Source organism: Paraflavitalea sp. CAU 1676, assembly GCF_029223285.1.
Lineage (GTDB): Bacteria > Bacteroidota > Bacteroidia > Chitinophagales > Chitinophagaceae > Paraflavitalea.
The window spans coordinates 40,091-62,141 of the sequence record NZ_JARHUJ010000013.1; the positions used below are offsets into that span (position 1 = coordinate 40,091).

Sequence of the window (22,051 nt, forward strand, 5' to 3'; positions counted from 1 at the left end):
CACCTGGTAATTATTTTGCATTCGGTGAAAATGACGACAGGATATTACACTTATCACACTTAAAGTCGTAAAAGTCAAGAAGCCTTTCTTTTAAAAGCCACTTTCCATTGCAGGACGGGCATTTTCTTGCTTTGTCTTGTTCTGGCGACAGGTATCTGTAATTATACAAATAGTAATAAGCTGGAATGCCTGTCAGTTCTTTTAGCCTGTTGCAAATTTTTATCCCTTGAGCCGAAAGTTGGGACTTCGGGTCGCTCATTTGCCTGGTGGCCCATTTTTCGCCAACGGTGCACCTCAATTGCAAATTGTCACACGCTTTGTAGTTGGTTTCCCAGCCCAGCATTTCATACCTGTCATTGTAATTGAGATGTTTCAATTTGTAAAACGGAACCACTTTCTTGCAGGTACCACAGTCAATAAATCCCGAGTCATTCAGTGCATAAGTGAAAAGAATGTAAAATGCCGGCTTTTTACATTTGCAAACTCCTTTATAAGCCGGAATGGTTTTCCCGACAACTTCTGTTCTTAACTTAGCATTACACCATTTTTCAAGATTTCTTTTTCGCTGAATAACATACTCGTCAAAGTATTTGCGGGAAAGCGATCCTCTTTCTAATGTAGTTTGAAATGCAATCAGCTCATCGTCGTTAATGAAAGGAGTTTCGTAGTTGCCAATTATTTGTCCTGTTTTACATAAGTTGCCCATAAGCGTTTCAAACTCGCTGAAAAGTTTTTCTCTGGCAAACGTTGTGTTGATCGTTATGGAAATTTTCTGTTTGAACATAAGTGTCTTTAATTACCGTATGGGTGGAAGTGGCACGTCTTCTGGAGTGCCGGCATCGGTTTTTTCAAATTGCTTATGGGCCTTAGTGACGGTGACTATTTTTTTATTGTCTTTGTCGTATTTCACCGTGTACATGGTCCTCTTTTCGTAAGGATGCTGCTCCGTAATAAAAGCAAGTGAGATATTTTTCCCTTTGTCTTCATCAAAAAAAGAGGTGTCAATAATTTCAATAGAAACCGTAACAGGAAATGCAGACTTTTTATTAATTGAGTCGATTCGCTTTTGTTCCTGCTTAAATTCGTCAAGCTGGGTAACCAGCTTAGCAAAGTCCTCCGTTCCTGGATTAGAGGTGTCCTCGCTTTTGGGTGAGGTTTGACATGCCATACAAGTTGCGATAAGTATGGCGACAGAAAGGTAAATAGTGTGCCTTGTGGTCATATAGGAGCCAAAATAGGGATTTGGATTCAAAATAAAGACTGTTTCTCAATCTTCAATCGCCTCTATCCCCTGCTCCTTCAATCGAGCGAGGTGATCTTTCATCGTCTTCAGTTGTTCGGGCGAATGCCCTGTCCAGTTCCTGACTTCGTCTACCACCCTCAGCGGACTTTTAGTACGGTATGATTTGGTGGGATTGCCGGGGAATTTCTTATCCGTTAGGTTTGGGTCGTCTTCGAAGGGGCCTGTAGGTTCTACGATGTAGATCCTTTCGGGGGTGTCGCCAACGGCCAGCTCGGCACCCCAGGTGGCGGCTTCCAATGTAGCGGCGAAGTAAACGTAACTGGCTTTTTTCCGGCTACCGTAGTTGGAACTATACCCGGCTTCGATCAGGTCGCCCGTCTTCAGGTCGGCCCTGGTGCCATGGTAGAAAGGTTCTGCGGCCTGTTCTGTCTGGGAGATAGTTTTGCCTGTGTTCATATGGGTTATTTAAGCTTTCGCTGATGAATGATTGGCAAAAGTTACAGCGATTTAGTATCATTCCCCCAAGGACTACAGTATTTTATGATAGAATTTTTTTTCTCATTCAAGGCGTGAACAAAGGCCAGGGTAAAGCTGTTCTACCTACAACGTTTCCTGTCTTTTACAGGTCAAAACTGCCTCAATCAAGCAGTACTTCCGCTGTCTTATGGTGGTCCATCGTTTGTTAGCTTTTGTATTTTCATATTACTTTTTTGGGGCAAGCTGATCTATTGCTGGTTCAGTATTGCTTTTTATGTCAAATACAACGCCGGTAATAACCGCTACTATTGAATATGCCAATGTCAAGGTTGAAAACGCTTCGCCCATGGTTAAACCCAGGGTCGCTGCAATACTGATAATCGAAAAGCATGTTAATAAAGTCTTCGATACTACAGCCGGGACAGCACCTTTTTCCAGCGCCTGATATATCAGGCAATAGATCAGGAAAGCTGGCAGGGATAATACAAGGCTTACGATAAGTACTATGAGGTAAATTTCGTGGAACTCTATACGGTTCTGATTACGGGTTGCGAAAAGTACAGTAACGAAATAATGAACGAGTGGACCGGCCAGTAGCGTGAGCAGCCATTGCTTGAGCGGGTATGAATATTTCATATAGAATTTTTCTGCAGCATAATACAACAAATCCTAACGGAAAACAACCTTTCCAACAAGACTTTCTGCCAGGATCAACCGGTCGATCTACTTAGCGAGCTTTTCGATCATATAAGTCCAATGCTGATTTTGCGGATCCAACTTACGCGCCATTTCAAAATACCGTAGGGCATTGGGCTTGTCCTTCCATAGTTTATGAGTTTCCGCCAGACTTTCATATACCAAAGTCGAAGTTGGATATTCCCGCGCATTCAGTTCGTAGATACTGATGGCTTCCTTTACCTTGTTGGCTTTCCGGAGTTCATTGCCCAGGTAATTCAGCTGCAATTCATTAAATATATACGCTGTGTTTTGGGATGTCTTTAATTGGTTATACAAGGCAACTGTAGCATCCACTCCCCTGTCGCTAAGCGTGCTTCTCAAGGTATCCAACAAAGCCCATGGATATTTGTAGGGATCAATCTTGCGCCCCGGATCGAGTATATACCTGCCGATATCCGTTACTGAATTGTTGTTGTTACACAGAACCACCACCCCGAATTTGTTGATTTTGTCTATCCCCAGGAAGCTCCGGTAACCCGGCATGCCACCATCTTTGAATAGCAGGTATTTGCTGCTGTCTTTGGAAAGCGTCCAGCCCATGGTGGTGTACGTGCCTTCCCCATCTTTTGGGGCTCGTAATAGATGAGTCTCCTCCATGGCAGGCAACAGGTTGGTTGCGGTGGGGCCCAGGTTGGCTGCTGCAAAGGTGAGCAGGTCGTTGACGTTCGAGCACAAGGCTCCGCCGGCGCCGATGGCCCCCAGTTTGGTGAGGCCAACGACCGCTCCTGTCTCAGCATGGCCCACAGCCAGGTTGGCCCGCTGCTGCGCATTCAAGGTGACTGTGGTGTTAGGCATATGGAGCGGCTGGCAGATCCTTTGTGTTACCAGCGCCTCAAAATGGTTGCCGGTTATTTTTTCCAGGATCAAGCCCAGTAGTCCATAAGCTACATTGGAATATCTCCATCTCGTATCAATATCCGGCGGTTGAAAGGGCGAAACGTATTCATACAGCCTGGCTGGTGTATAATCAGCATAGGGATTGTCAGGGTCTTTCGGAGCCACGTTGTAAGGGAAACGGGGCATGCCCGACCGGTGGGTTGACAAAGAAAGCAGCGTGATCTCCCGCCCGTTAAGCTGGGGTGCTTTAACATTGGGGGGTAAATAGTTTGAGATCGGGTCGGTTATATTCAGTTGATGCTTTACGCTCATGTCTGCCAGTAGCAGGGAGGTAAATACCTTGGTGATCGAGCCAATCTCATACAGCGTATAGCCATCTGGTTGCCGGCGATCCCTGTCGCTGAGCACGCCGGCGGCAAAGACCTGTCTCCTGCCGGTGGAGTCAATAATTCCTACGATGATGCTTTTGCCTCTTTTGGCCGCTACCTCCCGGGTGATGATGGCCCGGATGCTATCGGGCGATACCTGTCCGTATGTAAGGTTAATGGATACCGACAGCAAAAAGAATACAAGTAACCTTTTCAAAATCGTAAGATGTGTTTATGATTGTACTTTGTTGATACAATAATTGCTTCATGGAAAAACTGCTCGCCTCCACGGGAAGCAGACCCTTCAAAAGGATTTCGCGATAATGCCGCAATAATCCTTGTACTCATTTTGTTGGGAAGGTGGGTAACTGATCCGGACTGTTTGAAACACCTCCGTGCCAGGATCACCCATATAATTGACTGCCTTCTTCACTGTTTTCTGGTAAATGATGTTCCCGGCGGTGTCTACGCCCGAGAAAATAAACCACGAGCCTTTCATCACCTTATAGTGAATTTTTATCTTGTCCGTTGCGAAACCAAACTCCTGTTCCAGCTTATCAAGGTCCTCTACGACCAACCTTCCATAGGCCAGAATTTGCGCGCGTTGATCTTTGCTGGTAAAAGTAGCTCCGTCATTGTTTTCAGATTGCTGGGTATTCTTAAAGGTAGAAGGATACTTGATGCAGAAATCAAATCGTGGGTTGCAATAATCTTTGTATAGCTCTACCCTGCTGAAGGAAGTGCTGATAATGATCAAAAGAAGGCAGAGGCCAGCTATGCGCATGGTGTATTGAGTATTGTGGAATAATGCTGCTATTATACGAAAAAATTACTGCAGAGAACAAAATGGGCTATGCCGGTATATTCGGCAATTACGCGTCAATCAGACAGCCAATAGATGGCTTTGCCTAATGGGGTGCATAGATTGAACAACAGATTATTGCTATTCAGACATCCCGTTTGCTGGTTAAGCCCGTTTGAGTTGTCTGGAAATTACGAGTGTTGTATATTCAATATCAGAAAGTGATCCAGCAGAAGAATAGAAGCCAGCAGCCCGCATTGAAGCCCAACAGACAGTCTTTAAGTTCCCTTTAGATATTCATAAGTATTACCGAAAGTCCAATGTCCTGAGTCCTTTGATCCGTATCCTATACGTCCAATGTCCATGTCCAACAATCCGTATCCTGAAAAACTGGTTATTATGTCCAAATCCAATGTCCGGATGAAAAAACTGTCCGTTAAAGTCCAATGTCCGTCGTCCTCTAACCAATTCCAATGAAAGATCAGGGAAAATATGTATGACCCCTGAAGGTAGAAGACCTTATTTAGTTACAGCGGCCGCCCCTCCCGGGCGGCCGTTTTTTGTTGTATCCTGTCTGTAACCGTCTCACAGCCATAAAAAGGGCGCCTGCTTCCTGGTGTAGTGGGCGCCCTTTTTTACAGTAGCATTCTTCTCAAAACGAAGCCAGACGCACCCATGGAAGCAGGTAGCCATTTCCGAAGTAATTAAGTATATTTAACAGGCCCCAACCATTTAAGCCATTGTATGAAACCCTTGATCTTTTTGAGCATCCTTTTTTGTTTTGCCTATTGCTCCGGACGCAATAGCGACAAACAGCGTGAATCTACTTCGGAGGCGGCAAAACCGCCTATGCAAGCCGTACATGCTTTTGGGGTGATCGCTATCGACACGTCATTGTTTACCCCGCTCCCCTGCGGGCTCTACTTAAACGACAAAGGCACGCTGGCCTTCAAAGCGATGGACAGATCATATCGGTTAGACCGGGATGCCGGTACCCAACTGATAGATGTTTACATCACTACCGTTTATTATGCAGACCTTGCTGATTCGATCAACGGCGGGCAGAAAGAAATGAGGTATGTAGTGGATACGCCATCCTTCAGGATAGTGGGTGCTTTTAACTGTATTGACAAGTACCACGTATATAATTTCAACCCTATGTCCGACGGTGGAACGATCTCCATCAATCACGACGCAGATGTAAACTCTTTCATGATTTTAGAGAGTGATTATTTTTCAAAAGACAATAAGCATTGTTATTACAGAGGGAGTATCATTAAAGGGGCCGACCTGTCAAGTTTTAAGGTCCTGGACACCGGCTATTCCCATAACATCGCCTACGATAAAAACAATTATTACTATTTGGGAGAAAAGATGACGGCTGCAGATGTTAAAGAAGAAAACCTCGACTCTATCCGGCGAAGTGTGACTGGTTTGTAACGATACAGGCACCGACCGGCGAGCCCGTCGGTTTAACCTGCATCGTGAAGCGAATAAGTACTCAGGAGGGAGTGCCCTGCCCGGTTTCGCAGTAAGATTTCAGGCTTTTCATGAACAATGCCCATTGGTAATTGCAGCCTGCAAATGTGTCGGTAACCTCTCGCCAGCCGTCGTGCGTAAACCGAACAAGCGTCTTATCCTGCCTGTCTTCCAGTTCGAAGGCGATCGTGGTGCCGATCCATTCTTCGATAGATTTTTCACAATCCCACTCCGTTCTTTTATTGGGTGAAAGCGCTGTTACCTTCATCTCGTTCCGGATATCTCCGAATATAAAGACGTTAGTAAACCCCAGTTCCGGTTTGGCGGTAGTTTGCTTGCACCACCACGCTTCAATGCCTTGTTGCGTGGTGATAGCCCTGTATACTGCATCGGCCGGGGCTTTAATCACTACATTATGACGGATGTTTGTCATGGATATACTTTTTGATGAATAAAATGAATGGTAAAAGTAACGTCCGGATGCTACCCGGCCGGGGTGGTAAATGGACTTTGGAGGTGGGTGATCTGGACAGGATCGAAGAAGCGGCTACAAGTTGGAGCGGTAAAAAAGTAAAAGCCCCGCGTTGAAACGCAGGGCGTACACTAATCAAATTCGTTAACCATTAAACCTTATCCTTTATTATAGAAACAACAAAACCACCCCGGCGTACTAAAGCTTTGTTAACTTTTTTTTAAATTCCCTCATCTTTTGACTTTCGTCAACCCGAAAGCGGCCGTTTGCCCGGAAATTTGGCGGGATGCACTGCTCCGAGGTGTTTTGTGTACTAATTGTCGATGGGTTCCCACAGCTGAACCTTGTTACCCTCCAGGTCCATGATGTGCACAAACTTGCCGAAGTCGTAGGTGGCAATCGTATCCACAATGGTTACACCTTCCTTTTTAAGGTCCGCCACCAGCGCCACCAGGTTGGCAACCCGGTAGTTGATCATAAAGTCTTTCGTTGAAGGCTCAAAGTATTTCGAGGTTTCCTTAAAAGTCGTCCATTGGGTTTGACCCTTCCTGGTGCTGTCGAAACCCTCATACCAGTCAAAAGTGGCTCCATAAGCATTCGTCTTCAAACCCAGGTGTTGTTGATACCATTCATTCACTTTCTTCGGGTCTTTGCATTTGAAGAAGACGCCGCCAATGCCGGTTACTTTTTGAGGGGCTGCTGCATTATCAGGCGTAAGGAATGTCTTTGCGGCAAAGCCCAGGCAAAAGGAGGCTGCCGTGATGAGAGTTGTTATGGTAAACTGTTTCATGGTGGCTGTAAGCTAGGATTTATTATCCTATTGACCATGCGCCATGTATTGGCTTTTTAGGGGGCGATTGCTGCGATTCAAACAAGTCAATCGACAGTTTGGTAAAGTTGCACTGCTAATAACCCGAAACGAGCGTTTCATGCTTTCATACTATTGTGTTATCACTAAAATTTAATGATCTTATGAAAGCCGTTCACCTGGGATCTATTTTATTTGTGCTGGCGATGCTATTGGCCAACTGCCGTAAGAACGACAAACTGGTGCCAACACTTGCTGCCGACAAAACCTCGCTCAATGTTTCGGCAGGTGCCGGTAAGGAGTACCTGCAGATCGATGCCAATACCGATTGGGAATTGACAGGTGTGCCAGCCTGGCTCACCGTTACGCCGTCCAGCGGTAAAGGCAACACAAAAGTGGAGCTGTCGTACACCGCCAACACGACCACGGCCGAACGTTTGGCAAACCTTACCCTCACTGTTAAGGGTGCAACGGGAAATACCATCACCATTGCGTTGCAACAGGCTCAGGCTGACGTGATCATCACCTCCTTTACGGGTCATGCTATAGGTGGTGCATCCATAACCATCAACGGATCGGGTTTTGACGGAACCGTTGGCGGAAATACTGTGACGATCAACGATAAAGCGGCAACAGTAACTGCTGCCACTCCTACTGCCCTTACAGTAACGGTGCCAGTCAAAGCAGGTACCGGTAAGATCAAGGTGACTGCGGGCACCAAAAATGCGACATCTGCCGGCGACTTTACCTATGATTGGGTGTACCATGTAAGCACGCTGGCGGGCGATGGTACTTACTCCATATTCAACCGGCCTTATGGCCTGTCAGTGGATGCTGTTGGCAATGCCTATGTGGCGGATTTCGGAGCGAATAAGATATTTAAGGTTACACCGGCAGGCGTGGTTACCACCATAGCGGGTAGCGGCAATGCCGGGGCCGCCGACGGTAATGGCGCCAACGCTGAATTTAAAGGACCTACGGATGTTGCACTCGATGGCAATGGCAATCTGTACGTCGCAGATTATTTCAACAATAGTATCCGAAAAATCAGCCCTGGGGGTGAGGTCACGACCTGGGCTGTGGATGCCGGCGGAGCACAATTGAACTCACCGACCGGTCTGGAAGTAGATGGCGCAGGCAATTTACTGGTTGCTTGCCACGGCACGCATAAGGTCATAAAAATTCCGCTTGCTACAGGTGGGGCTGGAGCCATTACAACCATCGCCGGTACCGATGCTGGTTATGTTGACGGACCTGTAGCTACTGCTAAATTCAGGTATCCTGCGGAGGTATCTATGGATGCTCTTGGAGATATTTATGTGGCCGATCAGGAAAACAAGCGCGTCAGGAGAATAACGGCTTCGGGCAATGTGTCTACTATCGGTGGCAATGGCACTGCTGCTGTTTTAGGTACTGTTACCGGAGTAGCGGCCGACGCCAAAGGGAATGTATATGTAGCAGATTTCGGCAATCACCGGATTCAAAAAATTACCCGGGCTGCAGATGGCTCCTATTCAATGGCGGTAATTGCAGGTGGAAGCGCTGAAGGATACGCCGATGGTAATGGTGCGAGTGCGAAGTTCATTAATCCGGTGAAGGTGGTATTGGGTAGCAACGGTATACTCTATGTAGCCGAAGAGGCTGGCCGCCGGATACGGAAAATGGAGTTGCAGTAAAGGCGGGTCGATCTGATGAATTTATACACAGAGCCGGCGGGATGCCGGCTCTGTTATTTGCAGGTTCGGGGCATGGTGGTTGCATCAGCTTACTTGCTGAAATTGATCACTTCATAGTGCTAACACCGCCAATCCCAACGCGCTGACCAGGCATTGCCTCGAACAGAACGCTTAGTATTCGCTCACCAGTGGCGGGTGGAATGTTGATGATCATATCTGCCGAAGCCGGATTGTTTTTTGTTTCAACCAATTTGTTGTCTACATAAAGGGATGCTTTACCTGTTACATTTTTCAAGGTAAGCACCCCACCCTTCTTTTGCTGCGCTGCAAATGGCGTAAATACCGTTCTGTAAACCACAAAATTGCCGCCTTCCATAGGCTGCAACAGTCCGCTCTTAATGGGCGCCCAGCTATTCATATCATTGGCATCGATCGCTTTATTGGCATCCGGCCGCTGTACAGTAACCTGAGAAACCCTCCACCCATCCAACACCAATGCGGGATAGACCACAGGAACGCTTTGTACCGCATCCCTTGCAATCACAGGTATGGTGATGTCCGCCATTTTTAAGCCCTTCGATCTTGCCATTAAACGCAATGGCGCCGACGCAGCTTCTTCGGTTTGCACAATCACCTGGGCCAGGCCATTGAATAAACTACGTTTATTCCCTTTCTCTACTTCATGAGAATTAGGGTCTCCATTACCTACACCAATTATGTTTGCGGGTCCCGTCAGTTCAAACTCAATAGGGATATTGGCTGTAGGAACAGGGCGCTCTTTGGCATCCAATACCTGAACGGTTACCGGCATGGCATCCCATCCATCTCCATACATGGCCGCGCGGTCGGCGAGCAATTGAATACTTACAGGCGCACCGGTAGTTTCCACTTTATACCGTGAAACCTCTTTCCCCTGTTTATACCCAATGGCTTCGAGTTTGCCTGGCCGGTAGGGCACTTCCCAGCTATTCATTTCATAAGGATCAACCTTTTGTTCACCGATCAATTTACCATTCAATAACAACTTTACTGTTTCCGCATTACTCATGACCATCACTTTGACCGGCCTTCCCACACTATCGGCAGGCCAGTTCCAGTGCGGTACTACTTGCAAAACAGGCCGATCGTGTACCCATTGCGCCTGGTGAATGTAAAAAGCTGTTTTGGGAAAACCGCAAAGGTCCATAATGCCGAAGTTTGATCCCGCTGTAGGCCAGTCATAAGGGGTCGGTTCGCCCCGGTAGTCGAACCCGGTCCAAACAAAACAACCAGCCAGGTATGGGCGTTCGGCAACGGCTTTCCAGGCTACCCGGTGTGTGGCTCCCCACGCTGGCTTCTGCGTATCATAAGCGTCGAGCAGGTGCTTGGCCTTGTCGGTCTTGAATTCACCACGCACCATCAGTCCGGATGCGTCTTCCGAACTGGTTAAAGGCATGGTGGGGTTTGCGGCGTGAAAACGGTCGTAGCTGCCGATCTGGTAATTGAACCCAACCACATCCACAGCCTGTGATACATTAAGCGGCGCAAACAAACCTCCATTCATAGCTGCTGTAACCGGGCGGGTTGTATCCAGTCTCTTCACTTCGGCACTCATACGGCGCACCATTTCATAACCGATCTCCGTGCCCTGCATGGGTTCTTCATTAAATACCGACCATAGGATAATGCTGGGGTGATTACGGTCACGACGTACCATCCATTCCAGTTGCCGTACGTACGCGGGCGATGCATTGAAATTGCGGTTTTCATCCATGACCATGATCCCCATACGGTCACAGGCATCTAAGAACGCAGCCGAAGGCGGATTGTGTGCACAACGGTAAGCATTCACCCCCATCTCTTTCAATTTCCGCAACCGGAATTCCCAAATGGAGTTGGGAACAGCTACCCCTACCCCGGCATGATCCTGGTGGTTACAAACACCTTTCAGTTTCATGTTTTTATCGTTGAGGAAAAAGCCGGAATCGGCCTCAAACCGAATGGTACGGAAACCACAGGTAGTAAGGAGAGAGTCCACTGCCTGCCCATGTTGTTTCACGCGCGTGATCACCTGGTATAAAGTAGGATTGTCGGGCCACCAAAGCGCCGGGTTGGCAACAGGTACCGTTAGTTTTACAACCGCATTATCGAGTGGATTCACGGCAACCGTTGCTGTTCCACCGGTTACCTTTTTCCCGTTTTTATCCAATAGCGTTAGCTCCACCTCAACAGGCGTTCGTGCCTGCCCCGAATTCTCCAACGTTATCTCTGCCGGTATGCTCCAATTTCCTGCAGCATCTTTAACAGGGTGAGCAAATACGCCGTCTGTCATGATATGCACCGGCGACCGCTTCACCATCCAGGCATGGCGATAAATACCGGCACCTTCATACCACCAACCTTCCTGGGCATCTGCATCTACCCTGATAGCAATGTTATTGAGCTCTTCACCGTATTTAACCAAGGCAGTAATATCGATGTAAAAGGAGGTATAGCCGCACCAGTTGCGGTGTACTACTGTGCCATTCACCCAAACGGTAGCGTGCGTGGCAATGCCCTCAAACTGGAGCTCCAGGTGTTTTCCCCGGTCCGACGCATCCAACCTGAAATGCCGGCGGTACCAACCAATACCCCTTTTCCGGAAACCCTGTGAAAGGTTTTCACTGGAGTCAAAGGGTGATTCCACAGCCCAGTCATGGGGCAACTGCACGCTGGCCCATTTGCTATCATCATAGTTCGGCGCAGCAGCACCCGAAGCCCGCCCGGCTTTTGCGTTGTTGTAGCTCATGCCGTGTCCTTTTATAATAGGAAAGGCATGATCGCCCGGATAAAATCGCCAGCCTTTATCCAGTGATAACCGTTCCGGACCTTTATATTGGGAATATGCAGGACGCAATTGAATCAATAAGGCAATAGTTATAATAACACAGTACCTGATCGTGCTATATTTTTTCATCATTCTATATTTTCCGGCAAGAAATAGCTGTCCATCGATGTCTTTGGTAGACAACGATCCTCCCACGAAGTACGATGAAAAATGACAGGAATTGATTGTAGGCAATGGGAACGATTGCATGTCACGAGACACATTCAATAGCGCATAGCCAACTAATATTGATATTACTCAGTATCCGTTAAACTGGTCATGAAATGTTTTGTTGGTAGCAAGGTCTTTGAGGGAAAAGTTATTGACGGAACCGATCCCGGAGAAGGAAAGGCGTACACCATATAGTTGACCGATTGCCTGGTTATAAGCTGTTCGGTAGGCCAAAGAATCATTGAACCAAAAACGCACGTTCTTGTTCTCCACCTGCATTTTCACCCGGCCTCCGGAAGAGAAATCATATCCAAGCCTGCTCAGGTCGCTCGACTTGCCCTCCTGCCAGTTTTCAGAAAGCCGCAATATAGCCCATCGGGTACAGTTGGGCTTGATCAACATGATTACATGTTTCCCCTTTTCACCAAATAAGGTCACGATCACCTGCGAGCAGCGTACACCCGGCCTGAGCGCTGAAGTGGTAAGACTGGTTTGAAGTTCGAGGTTATCGCCGCTGATATCCATGGGGGTGGTATGCGAGAAATGTACATAGAAGGTTTTATTAGTATCTACCCCCGCATGAAGAACATCCTCAACAGATACTTCCATTTTGTCCTGGTGAAACAAAGGCCGTTCGATGGGCCACACCCGCGTGGTATCTTTATCGATCGTAGCGGTTGCCGTCCATCCGGGCGACTTTAAATAAACAACCGCCGTGTCGATTACCACCCCCTGGTAGCTAAGCAGGGCATAATAACGACCAGGCATTTCATAATAATGTGTCAACAGCGATCCTGCAGTAATGGGCTCTATTCGTTGGGCGTCGCCGAAGTCAATGTCAAAGTTTTCCTTTTCCAGCTGTTTATCTACGGTCACCAGTTTAAAGATGGCAGAATGCGGGTTATTTCCTTCCGGGTTGTTGCAAACCAGCGTTACACTGCCCGGTTTGAGTAACGGCAAGCTGTCTTGTTTGGGATATAGCCAGAAGCCCAATGCGATCGATGTGACCATCAGGAGCACCAAAACCGGCCATCGCCATTTTACGGCATTACTTTTTACCGGCTTCGTCGCGATCGTTTCGGCCCTTTCGCCAGAAATGATTGCGGCGGGAATCACTTCGGCTTCCTGTGCTTCCTGATTACCCGCTTCTGGCTGCGCTAACGGATAGGTCTGTGTAAAATGATCCCAGTCCGCATAACCTGCGAACACCGCCAGCGCATCCCGGGTAGCTTTTTGAGGATAGTAACGATCGGGGGTCTTTAATTTTCCAAAGATCCTTTTAAGGGTGTTGTGGCTGATGGAGACCTGGGTCTTCTTCAACAGGGCGTTGCTCAGCTGTAAATAATCTCCATTGGTCCAATCTGCGATCTTCTTAGCGCCGGCTTCCTGTTCTATCAGCTGGCAGCAGATATCGAGATAGCTAAATTCACGTTCTCTGGGCAGTTGTACATTTTCATTTGGCATCTCGGTAAAATCTTGAAAGTCAGATCGATGGGTTGTACAAAGTTTTGTACGGGCATTGGGTATCCTGTTTTTTGGAATACCCCTTCGCTCAAAATTACATTTACAACATTGCTTGAACAAATTCTTCACTCCTCCAAACGGAAATCAAAACTACTCTCCAAGATGAAACAACGAATGCTTGCCTGCCTCCTATTATTTTGTTCGTTTGCCATGGCGCAGAACAAAACGATCACGGGTCAGGTATTTGATGCTAAAACAAACGTACCGCTGGCTGGCGCGAATATCCTGGCAACAGGAAGCACAGGCGGTACTGCGACCGACAACAACGGACGTTTCTCACTCCAGGTGCCGGCTGCTACCACAACCATCCAGGTGTCGATGACCAATTACCTCGGGCAAACCATTGCCCTGAACAACCAAACCAACCTCAGCATTGCGCTGGTGATGGTGGCCAAAGACCTCGACCAGGTAGTGGTAGTAGGTTATGGCACCCAAAAGAAAAAAGACCTCACCGGCGCTGTGTCCACCGTTTCTGCCAAAGACATCGGTGGCCGGCAAACCGTCCAGGTTTCCGAAGCTTTATCCGGCAGCATTGCGGGGGTGTCCGTCACCCGCAGCAGCGCCGAACCCGGCGCTGGCTCCAGTATCCTCATCCGGGGCATTACCACCATTGGTACCAACAGCCCCCTGGTCATCGTCGATGGCATTCCGGTGAGCTCCATCGACCTGGTAAACCCCAATGATATCGAAAGCCTTTCCGTGCTTAAAGACGCCGCCTCTGCCGCCATATACGGCTCAAGAGGAGCGGCTGGGGTGATCCTCGTCACCACAAAAAGGGGCAAATCGGGACAAAGCAGCCTCGAATACAATTATGAATACGGCATACAGCGCGCCACCGCACAACCCCAATACGCAGGCGTTCAGGATTACTTCAGGTATTTCAACGAACAAGCTATCAACGACGGCGCCAGCAGTCCTGTGCGTACCGATGCTTTTATCAATAGTTACCTCGACAGCAATCGCGCCAACCCTGACAAATTTCCCAATACCGATTGGCAAAAAGCCGTATTCACCAATCCCAATGCACCACGCGTTCGGCATGATCTTGTATTTACCAGCGGTACCGATAAACTGCGCACAAAAGCTTCTTTTGGTTATTCCAAAGTGGGCGCCCTTTACGACAACTTCGATTACCAGCGCTACCAGTTCCGCGTAAACAACGACCTGCAGATATCAAAGATCCTGTCCGCCAATCTCGATGTCGCGTACCGTCGTACCAATAACAATTCACCCGTTTACAATCCGATCTTCGATAGCAGGATCTATCCGGCCTTTTATGACGATTTTTATGACGATGGCCGCTATGCGCCCGGTAAAGATGGCGCCAATCCCATTTCGCAGTTGAGAGAGGGTGGCACCAAGGCCGACAAATACAATCAGTTGGCCGGCCGCATCGGCTTGCAGTTAAAACCTTTGCCCGGATTGCAGATCAGCGCCATGGTGGCGCCTGTTTTTGATTGGAACAAAACCAAAACTTTCAATAAACAGCTTAAATATTACGACAAGGCCGATCCTGCCCGGGTGATCGCGGTAAATGCCACGCCCAAAACAACGCTGAATGAAAGACGGGAAGAGAACTTTGCCATTAACGGACAATTCCTGGTTTCCTATATTAAGAATATAGGAGCGGCCCATCATTTCGATCTGCTGGCCGGTTATGAAGAGAATTACGCATCTAATGAAACGGTCAACGGCCAGCGTACGGGTTTTCCGCTTACCAACTATCCTTACCTCAATACCGGCTCCACCGAGATCATGGAAAGCTATGGCAATGCCAGCGAATTCGGACTCCATTCCTTCTTTGGCAGGTTGCAATACAATTACCAGAATAAATATTATATCCAGGGCAATTTGCGCTACGACGAATCCTCCCGGTTTGCCAAAGAATACCGCGGTGCCACCTTCCCATCCATATCATTGGGTTGGACCCTATCAGAGGAATCTTTCCTGAAAGGTATCGACTGGTTGTCCTTCCTCAAACTAAGAGGCTCCTGGGGTGAAGCAGGCAACGAGCGCATCGGCAACTATCCCTATCAGTCAACACTTGATTTCTCCAGTGCCCTGTTCTATCAGAATAATGCGGTAACACCATTGCCCGGCCTGGGTCAACAGGTATATGCCGTTCCCAACATATCCTGGGAAACCACCCGCACCGGCAATATCGGCATCGATGCAGCCTTGCTTAACAACCGGCTTTCTGTAACAGCAGAATACTATGAAAAACGCACCACGGACATTTTATTACCGCTCGATATTCCGCTCTTCCTCGGCTATGAAAAGCCCAACCAGAATGCCGGCACCCTCGATGTAAAAGGATGGGAACTCGAATTGGCCTGGAAAGACCGCATCGGAAAAATTTCCTATACCATTGCTGCCAACCTTTCCGATGCCCGATCAAAGATCGGCGACCTGAAAGGCACCCAGTATCTGGGCGATCAGGTCATCCGGCAGGGAAGCGAATACAACGAATGGTTTGGTTATCTCTCGAACGGTATCTTTCAGAACCAGGCAGAACTGAACGGAGCGCCTGTTTTGAATGCCAATACCAAACCCGGCGATATCCGATTCATCGACATCACCAAAGATGGTAAGATCACACCCGACGACAAAGTATTGTTGGGTGGAGCCTTACCCCGCTACTTGTATGGCGGCAACATCAGGGTTGAATATGCAGGGTTCGATTTTTCTACGGCGTTCCAGGGTGTGGGTAAAAAATTATCGCGCAGGAATGGCGAGTCCATCCGTCCCTTCCTGGCGGCTTTCGGCAATGTACCGGCCAATATGGTGGGCAAATTCTGGAGCAGGAACAATACGGAAGCACAAAACCTACAGGCCTCCTATCCACGCTTGTCTGTTACAGCCGCTGGCAGCAATTACAGCCTGTCCGATTTCTGGCTCATGAATGGTGCTTACTTCCGCTTGAAGAATATCACGGTTGGCTATACGTTAAAACCCGAATTGCTGAAAAAAGCCGGCGTGCAGACATTGCGGTTCTATGTATCGGCCAATGATGTGTTTTCCCTCAGCAAGTTCCCCCGCTACATCGACCCCGAAGCAGGCGACCTGAGTTATCCCATTGTAAAAACCCTGTTAGCAGGCGCCACCATCCGGTTTTAAGCAAATCACACACTGAGATCAAAAATGTAAACATGAAAAAGATCATCCAACTCACCATATTCACGGCGGCCCTAGCATCTTGTCACAAGCTCGACCTCAATCCGCCATCCGAGCCCTCTACCGGCACCTTCTATTCCAATCAAACCGAACTGGAGCTTGCCGTCAATGACCTCTACCGGCTTGATTACTGGGGCAATGACAATGAACTGTACAGCGACAATGACGTTCATCGTGGTCAGCAATTCCAGAATGCCGTCATCAGCGGCACCATGACATCTGAAGATGCCACAGTACGCACTTATTGGCTCAATTGTTACAAGGCCATTGCCAGGGCCAATTCCTTCCTGGCCAACAAAGACAAAGCCGCCGCCAATACGCCGGCCAGCGTGATCAAACAATACGAAGCCGAAATGCGCCTCATCAGGGCTTATGAATACGCCAGGCTGATCACCCATTTTGGAGATGTTCCATTGCTCAAAGCGCCCATTCCGCTGGAAGAAGCTTATGGCATCGGTCGTACGGCGAAGACCGAAGTGTTCGACTTCCTCAATGCTGAACTTGATTTCGCTGCCGCCAACCTGCCTGCTTCCTGGCCCACCGCTTCTGTAAAGCGATTAACAAAAGGAGCTGCCTTTGCCATCAAAGCGCGCACCGCGCTGTACATGGGCAAATGGGCCATTGCCAAAGCAGCGGCCGATTCTGTGATACAATTGGCCAATGCCGGTGTATACAGCCTGCATCCCAACTTCAGCCAATTGTTCCTGAAAGACGGAGAACTAAGCAAAGAGATCATCTGGTCGATACCGCGCGATGAAAAGCAAAAAGTATTTGGTGCGGCGGAAGGATGGGTAAAAGAGCACATGCTGCGTACCGCAGGAGGTTATGGCGCCATCATCCCCTCGCGCGATGTGGTGGATGCTTTCGAATGTACCGACGGGTTACCCATCGATGAATCGCCCCTGTACAATCCACGCCAGCCCTTTAAGAACCGCGACCCGCGCCTCACGGCAACAGTGGTGGAATTCGGTACGCCCTGGATGGGATATTCTTATCAACCGCACCCCGATTCCCTAACCACCAGGAGCTACAAGACCGGCGCTATGGTGGCCAATTTCGACAACCGGGCTGTGCGCGAATTTGCCAGCTTTACGGGCTTCCTCTGGAAGAAAGGGATCGATCAAAGCTGGGCCGACAGGCTGGTGGAAGACAACGATGCCATCATCGTTCGCCTCGCCGACATGTTGCTCACCTATGCAGAAGCGAAGATAGAATTGGGTGAAGTGGATGGTACGGTGCTGGATGCCATCAATAAAGTAAGGGCCAGGGCCTATGGAGTGCCGTTTACAGCAGTTGCCTCCTACCCTGCCCTTACGGCACTCGACCCCATTGCTTTGAAAAAGGTAGTGCGCCGTGAACGCCGCGTGGAGTTTGTAAAGGAAGGATTGCGTTACATGGACCTCATACGCTGGCGCCTGGCCGAAAATGTGCTTACCCGCCCCGTCATCGGTATTCCCGATCCCGCTAAACAAGACCGCAATAAATGGCCCTTCCCGGGCACCACACCACTCGATGACGATGGCATTGCCGATTATAGTGGATTTGGCGCCGATGTAAAGATCCTGGTAGAAAGGAAATTCGATAAAAGCAAACAATACCTCTGGCCCATACCCGCCATTGAAAGAAGGGTGAACCCCAACATTTCGCAAAACGATAATTATTAAGCAACACATCTAAAACTCAAGGGCGGCAGTACATGCTGCCGCCCATTCGAACAAAATGAATTCCATGAAACAGTCAACCAAATGGCTGGCCTGGGCATGCTGTGCCCTCCTCTCGCGGCAAGCCATCGGCCAGGCCTCCTCATCGGCCATCGAACCCTTTGTGAAAGCATCCCGCGCCCCGGTGAAAATTAGCGGTGTATACCCGCACCTGACATTATTTAATGAAGGAGGCTCTACTGCCTGCGGTATCTCCCGGCCCGGCTCTTATACCGATGGTGGTGAAGGCGGCATTGGCGCCGTAGTGCCCTGGGCAGGTAAACTTTGGATGATCACCTATTCGCCACATTGTCCCAACGGCAGCTCGGACAAGCTGTACAGCATCGACGAAAACCTCAACGTTACCATACATCCGGAAAGCGTTGGCGGCACGCCCGCCAACAGGATGATCCATAAAGAATCCAATCAACTGATTATCGGTTCGTACCTTATAGACAGCACCGGCAAGGTGAGGGTGATCCCCCTCACCGTCATGCCGGGGCGCATGACGGCCACTGCCCGCCACCTCACCGATCCCGCCAATAAGGTCTATTTCTACGACATGGAAGGTATGTTGTATGAGGTGAACGTGTACACCCTGGCGGTGAATAAGCTCTTTCACAAGCCAGTTCCCGGATGGCATGGCAAAGGTGGCTATACCGCCCAAAAGCAACTGATCATTGCCAACAATGGCGAGCACCAGGTATTCGACATCAAAAAGGATCTGCTGCTGGCCGGCGCTGCACCAAAGAACAGCGATGAAAAAGGGGTATTGGCTTCGTGGGATGGTACCACCTGGAAGATCATAGAACGCAAACAGTTCACCGATGTAACCGGGCCTGGTGGCATATATGGTGCCCCTAACGATGAAGCGCCTGCCTGGAGCATCGGCTGGGACAAACGATCGGTGCTGCTTAAGCTGCTGGACAACGGTCAGTGGTTCACTTATCGCCTACCCAAGTCAACCCATACCTACGATCATTGGGGAGGATGGTACACCGAATGGCCGCGCATCCGCGAGATCGGCAACAACAAGATGCTCATGGACATGCATGGCATGTTCTATGATTTCCCGAAAACATTCAGCCGGAAACAAAGCGGCGGACTGTCTCCCATCAGTACCCATCTCCGTTATATACCCGACTTTTGTAACTGGAATGGCCAGCTCATCTTATCGACCGATGAAACCACGGTACTGGATAATCCTTATGCCGGGCGCTCCCAATCCAACCTCTGGTTCGGCACCCCCGAAGCATTGAAACAATGGGGAGCTCCTACAGCCTGGGGCGGACCGTGGATAAAAGATACCGTAAAAGCCGGCATCCCTTCCGATCCATTTCTCTTCAATGGCTTCCGTCAAAAAGTATTGCACCTGAGCCATGAGGCCGGAACCCCTGTATCCTTCACGATTGAACTGGACAAAGCCGGTAACAACCAATGGACGACCTGGAAAATTTTGACGGTGCCTGCACATGGATATCGTTACTTTATCTTTCCGGCTGGCCTGAATGCCAGCTGGATCAGGATAAAAGCCAGTCAGCCCTGCGTAGCTTCCGCCTATTTCCATTTCAGCGCACAGGCGCACCCTCAGCAGGATCCCATGTTCACGGCACTGGTGGGCATTGATGAAAATGCCCCGGTACAAAGCAATTTTATCAGGCCGGCACAGCACAACAAGAACCTCCAGGTACTCGACATCTCCAATGGCAAGGCGCAGTATAGCGAAGTGGATGCCGCTCTCGGGTTTGTGCAGCCGGCGGGTGACAGCAGCGCTCAAATGAAAAGAATACTGGCGTTTAAAAAGGATTATGAGACCGACGAGGCATCGGTGATCGTTACAGACAAAACCGGTAGCTATCGCCTGCCCAAAACAGCTGCAGGGTACGACAAGCTGGCGGCCAGAGGAGCCCGGGAACTGGAATCCGAACGATACATGTTGAACGCCCACGGCACCTTATACGAAGTGGGCCGCGAAAGTGGATTTGCAGCCATCCGCCCCATTACCACGCACAAGAAGAAGATCGTTGATTATTGTACCTGGCGCGGCCTGCTGGTGATCAGCGGTACAAGGCAAGGAACACCTGAGGACAAGCATTATCATGCCAGTGATAACTACGACAATGGACTTTGGTTTGGCGCCATTGACGACCTTTGGAAGCTGGGCAAACCGGTAGGTGAAGGCGGTGTTTGGAAGAACACCCCCGTAAAAGCAGGCGAACCTTCACTCCCCTACCTCATGACCGGCTACGATAAAAAACAGATCAGCCTTACCGCCGATCAGGAGGTGACCATTACCCTGCAAACCGATGTAGACCACAATGGCTGGCACGCGTACAGGAAGATCAAAATACCTGCCGGCAAAACGATCACACATCAATTCCCGCAGGGATACAGCGCGCATTGGATCAGGGCCATCGCCGATAAGGATTGTAAAGCAACGGTATGGCTGAAATACGAATAAAGCAGGCACTGCTATAAACAGACCACAAAGCATATTTAACGAAGTATATTATGAAAAGGATCATCACCACCGTATCACTTGCACTCCTCGTTGGGGTATCCGTATCGGCACAACAGCCCGAAGTACCCTATTTTTTACAGGCCTATAAGAAACAATACAAAAAGGATCCGCGCGCTGCCACCATGCAGTGGTTTGTAGATGCCCGTTACGGCCTCTTTGTGCATTGGGGCGCCTCCTCCATGTATCAATCGGGTGACTGGGTGTTGTACAACAAAAAGCTGCCCCTGCAACCCTATATCGACAGCGCCCTGAAATTCAAAGGTGAGAAATGGAATGCCGATTCCATCACCGACCTCGCCGTGAAAGCGGAAATGAAATACGTGACCTATGTAGTGAAACACCACGATGGCTTTGCGCAGTTCGACTCCAAGGCTGGCCCCTTCAACAGCATGCAGGCGGCCGCTAAACGCGATTTCCTCAAGGAAATGGCGGTGGCCTGTAAAAAGCGCGGGCTAGGTCTTTTTGTCTACTATTCCATTGGCATCGACTGGACGCACCCCTTCTACCTCACCCGGAAGGATTACAATGCTGCCAGGCCCGATTATGCTACCATGCCTGCGGAGATCCGTTCACGCGGTAAGGAAGACTTTGTTCACTACTGGAATTATGTAAAAACTCATATTTATGAGATCTGCACCAACTATGGTCCCCTGGCCGGCCTGTGGTTCGATCCCGTAGGTGGCGCGTATACCAACTCGGATGTATTTGACCTTCCCGCCATCTATGCCATGATCCGCCGCTTACAGCCCCATGCGTTGATATCGTACAAAACAGGGTTCAACGGCGATGAAGATTACATTTCCTGCGAGCACGATGTTAAGTCCATTACCGACCTTATGCGGAAAGTTCAGGGTGAAAAAACGGCGCAGGCAGCTGAAGCTGCCTGGCAGAAGAACAGGAACAAACTTGCTGAACTGAATACCACCATGCAGGACATCGACTGGGGCTACCATGCCCGGGCCAAACACAAAACAGTGGAACAAGTGATGGCCCTGCTGCAGGAAGCCGCCGACAACAATGCCAACCTGCTGCTGAATATCGGGCCCTACCCCGATGGCAGCATCGTGCCTGCCGACCGGGAAACACTGTTGGAAGTTGGCCGCATCATCCGCCGCCAGGGGCTTCCCAAACAGGATAAGGTAAACTACATGAAACTGCGTGGCGATACCAAACCGATCACTGCGCGCGATCTCGAAACACAGAAATAAAAATCAGG

Annotated in this window: 16 protein-coding genes; 6 read left to right on the forward strand and 10 right to left on the reverse strand. The window is 49.2% G+C overall.

What is annotated here, in order from left to right:
- Positions 1-10 precede the first annotated feature (10 nt).
- The 6 genes from P2H89_RS33760 to P2H89_RS33785 form a co-directional block, all read right to left on the reverse strand.
- Positions 11-784, reverse strand: a complete 774-nt coding sequence (locus P2H89_RS33760) for a DUF2310 family Zn-ribbon-containing protein (RefSeq protein ID WP_275835681.1) — start codon at positions 782-784, stop codon at positions 11-13.
- Positions 785-796: 12 nt separating this feature from the next.
- Positions 797-1,252 (reverse strand): hypothetical protein, encoded by a 456-nt coding sequence (locus P2H89_RS33765; protein ID WP_275835683.1) that lies wholly within the window; start codon positions 1,250-1,252, stop codon positions 797-799.
- 15 nt (positions 1,253-1,267) lie between these two features.
- Positions 1,268-1,699: an NAD(+)--rifampin ADP-ribosyltransferase gene (gene arr, locus P2H89_RS33770; RefSeq protein WP_275835685.1), complete on the reverse strand. Its 432-nt coding sequence runs from the start codon at positions 1,697-1,699 to the stop codon at positions 1,268-1,270.
- Between the two features lie 246 nt (positions 1,700-1,945).
- Complete coding sequence (locus tag P2H89_RS33775; RefSeq protein WP_275835687.1) at positions 1,946-2,356, reverse strand: hypothetical protein; 411 nt, start codon at positions 2,354-2,356, stop codon at positions 1,946-1,948.
- 87 nt (positions 2,357-2,443) lie between these two features.
- Positions 2,444-3,880: a beta-lactamase family protein gene (locus tag P2H89_RS33780; protein WP_275835689.1), complete on the reverse strand. Its 1,437-nt coding sequence runs from the start codon at positions 3,878-3,880 to the stop codon at positions 2,444-2,446.
- An 87-nt stretch (positions 3,881-3,967) separates the two neighbouring features.
- Complete coding sequence (locus tag P2H89_RS33785) at positions 3,968-4,447, reverse strand: hypothetical protein (RefSeq protein ID WP_275835691.1); 480 nt, start codon at positions 4,445-4,447, stop codon at positions 3,968-3,970.
- Between the two features lie 762 nt (positions 4,448-5,209).
- On the opposite strand from P2H89_RS33785, the gene P2H89_RS33790 reads away from it, so the two are divergent.
- On the forward strand, positions 5,210-5,905 hold the full coding sequence (locus P2H89_RS33790; protein WP_275835693.1) for a DKNYY domain-containing protein: 696 nt from the start codon (positions 5,210-5,212) through the stop codon (positions 5,903-5,905).
- 61 nt (positions 5,906-5,966) lie between these two features.
- On the opposite strand, the gene P2H89_RS33795 is transcribed toward P2H89_RS33790, so the two are convergent.
- Both P2H89_RS33795 and P2H89_RS33800 read right to left on the reverse strand, forming a co-directional pair.
- Positions 5,967-6,377 carry an SRPBCC domain-containing protein gene (locus tag P2H89_RS33795; RefSeq protein WP_275835695.1) on the reverse strand — a complete coding sequence of 137 codons (411 nt, stop codon included), beginning with the start codon at positions 6,375-6,377 and terminating at the stop codon, positions 5,967-5,969.
- Between the two features lie 352 nt (positions 6,378-6,729).
- Entirely contained in the window at positions 6,730-7,206 is a 477-nt protein-coding gene (locus tag P2H89_RS33800) for a VOC family protein (protein WP_275835697.1), read from the reverse strand.
- Between the two features lie 182 nt (positions 7,207-7,388).
- On the opposite strand from P2H89_RS33800, the gene P2H89_RS33805 reads away from it, so the two are divergent.
- Positions 7,389-8,900, forward strand: a complete 1,512-nt coding sequence (locus P2H89_RS33805) for a BACON domain-containing carbohydrate-binding protein (protein WP_275835699.1) — start codon at positions 7,389-7,391, stop codon at positions 8,898-8,900.
- A 106-nt stretch (positions 8,901-9,006) separates the two neighbouring features.
- On the opposite strand, the gene galA is transcribed toward P2H89_RS33805, so the two are convergent.
- Both galA and P2H89_RS33815 read right to left on the reverse strand, forming a co-directional pair.
- Positions 9,007-11,955 carry a beta-galactosidase GalA gene (gene galA / locus P2H89_RS33810; RefSeq protein WP_345799384.1) on the reverse strand — a complete coding sequence of 983 codons (2,949 nt, stop codon included), beginning with the start codon at positions 11,953-11,955 and terminating at the stop codon, positions 9,007-9,009.
- A gap of 48 nt (positions 11,956-12,003) precedes the next feature.
- Complete coding sequence (locus tag P2H89_RS33815) at positions 12,004-13,380, reverse strand: hypothetical protein (protein ID WP_275835703.1); 1,377 nt, start codon at positions 13,378-13,380, stop codon at positions 12,004-12,006.
- A 162-nt stretch (positions 13,381-13,542) separates the two neighbouring features.
- On the opposite strand from P2H89_RS33815, the gene P2H89_RS33820 reads away from it, so the two are divergent.
- The 4 genes from P2H89_RS33820 (at position 13,543) to P2H89_RS33835 (ending at position 22,043) form a co-directional block, all read left to right on the forward strand.
- Positions 13,543-16,557, forward strand: coding sequence for a TonB-dependent receptor (locus tag P2H89_RS33820; RefSeq protein ID WP_275835705.1), 3,015 nt, complete (start codon positions 13,543-13,545; stop codon positions 16,555-16,557).
- 32 nt (positions 16,558-16,589) lie between these two features.
- Complete coding sequence (locus P2H89_RS33825; RefSeq protein WP_275835707.1) at positions 16,590-18,278, forward strand: RagB/SusD family nutrient uptake outer membrane protein; 1,689 nt, start codon at positions 16,590-16,592, stop codon at positions 18,276-18,278.
- A gap of 64 nt (positions 18,279-18,342) precedes the next feature.
- Positions 18,343-20,775 carry a hypothetical protein gene (locus tag P2H89_RS33830; RefSeq protein ID WP_275835709.1) on the forward strand — a complete coding sequence of 811 codons (2,433 nt, stop codon included), beginning with the start codon at positions 18,343-18,345 and terminating at the stop codon, positions 20,773-20,775.
- Positions 20,776-20,825: 50 nt separating this feature from the next.
- On the forward strand, positions 20,826-22,043 hold the full coding sequence (locus P2H89_RS33835) for an alpha-L-fucosidase (protein WP_275835711.1): 1,218 nt from the start codon (positions 20,826-20,828) through the stop codon (positions 22,041-22,043).
- Positions 22,044-22,051 lie beyond the last annotated feature (8 nt).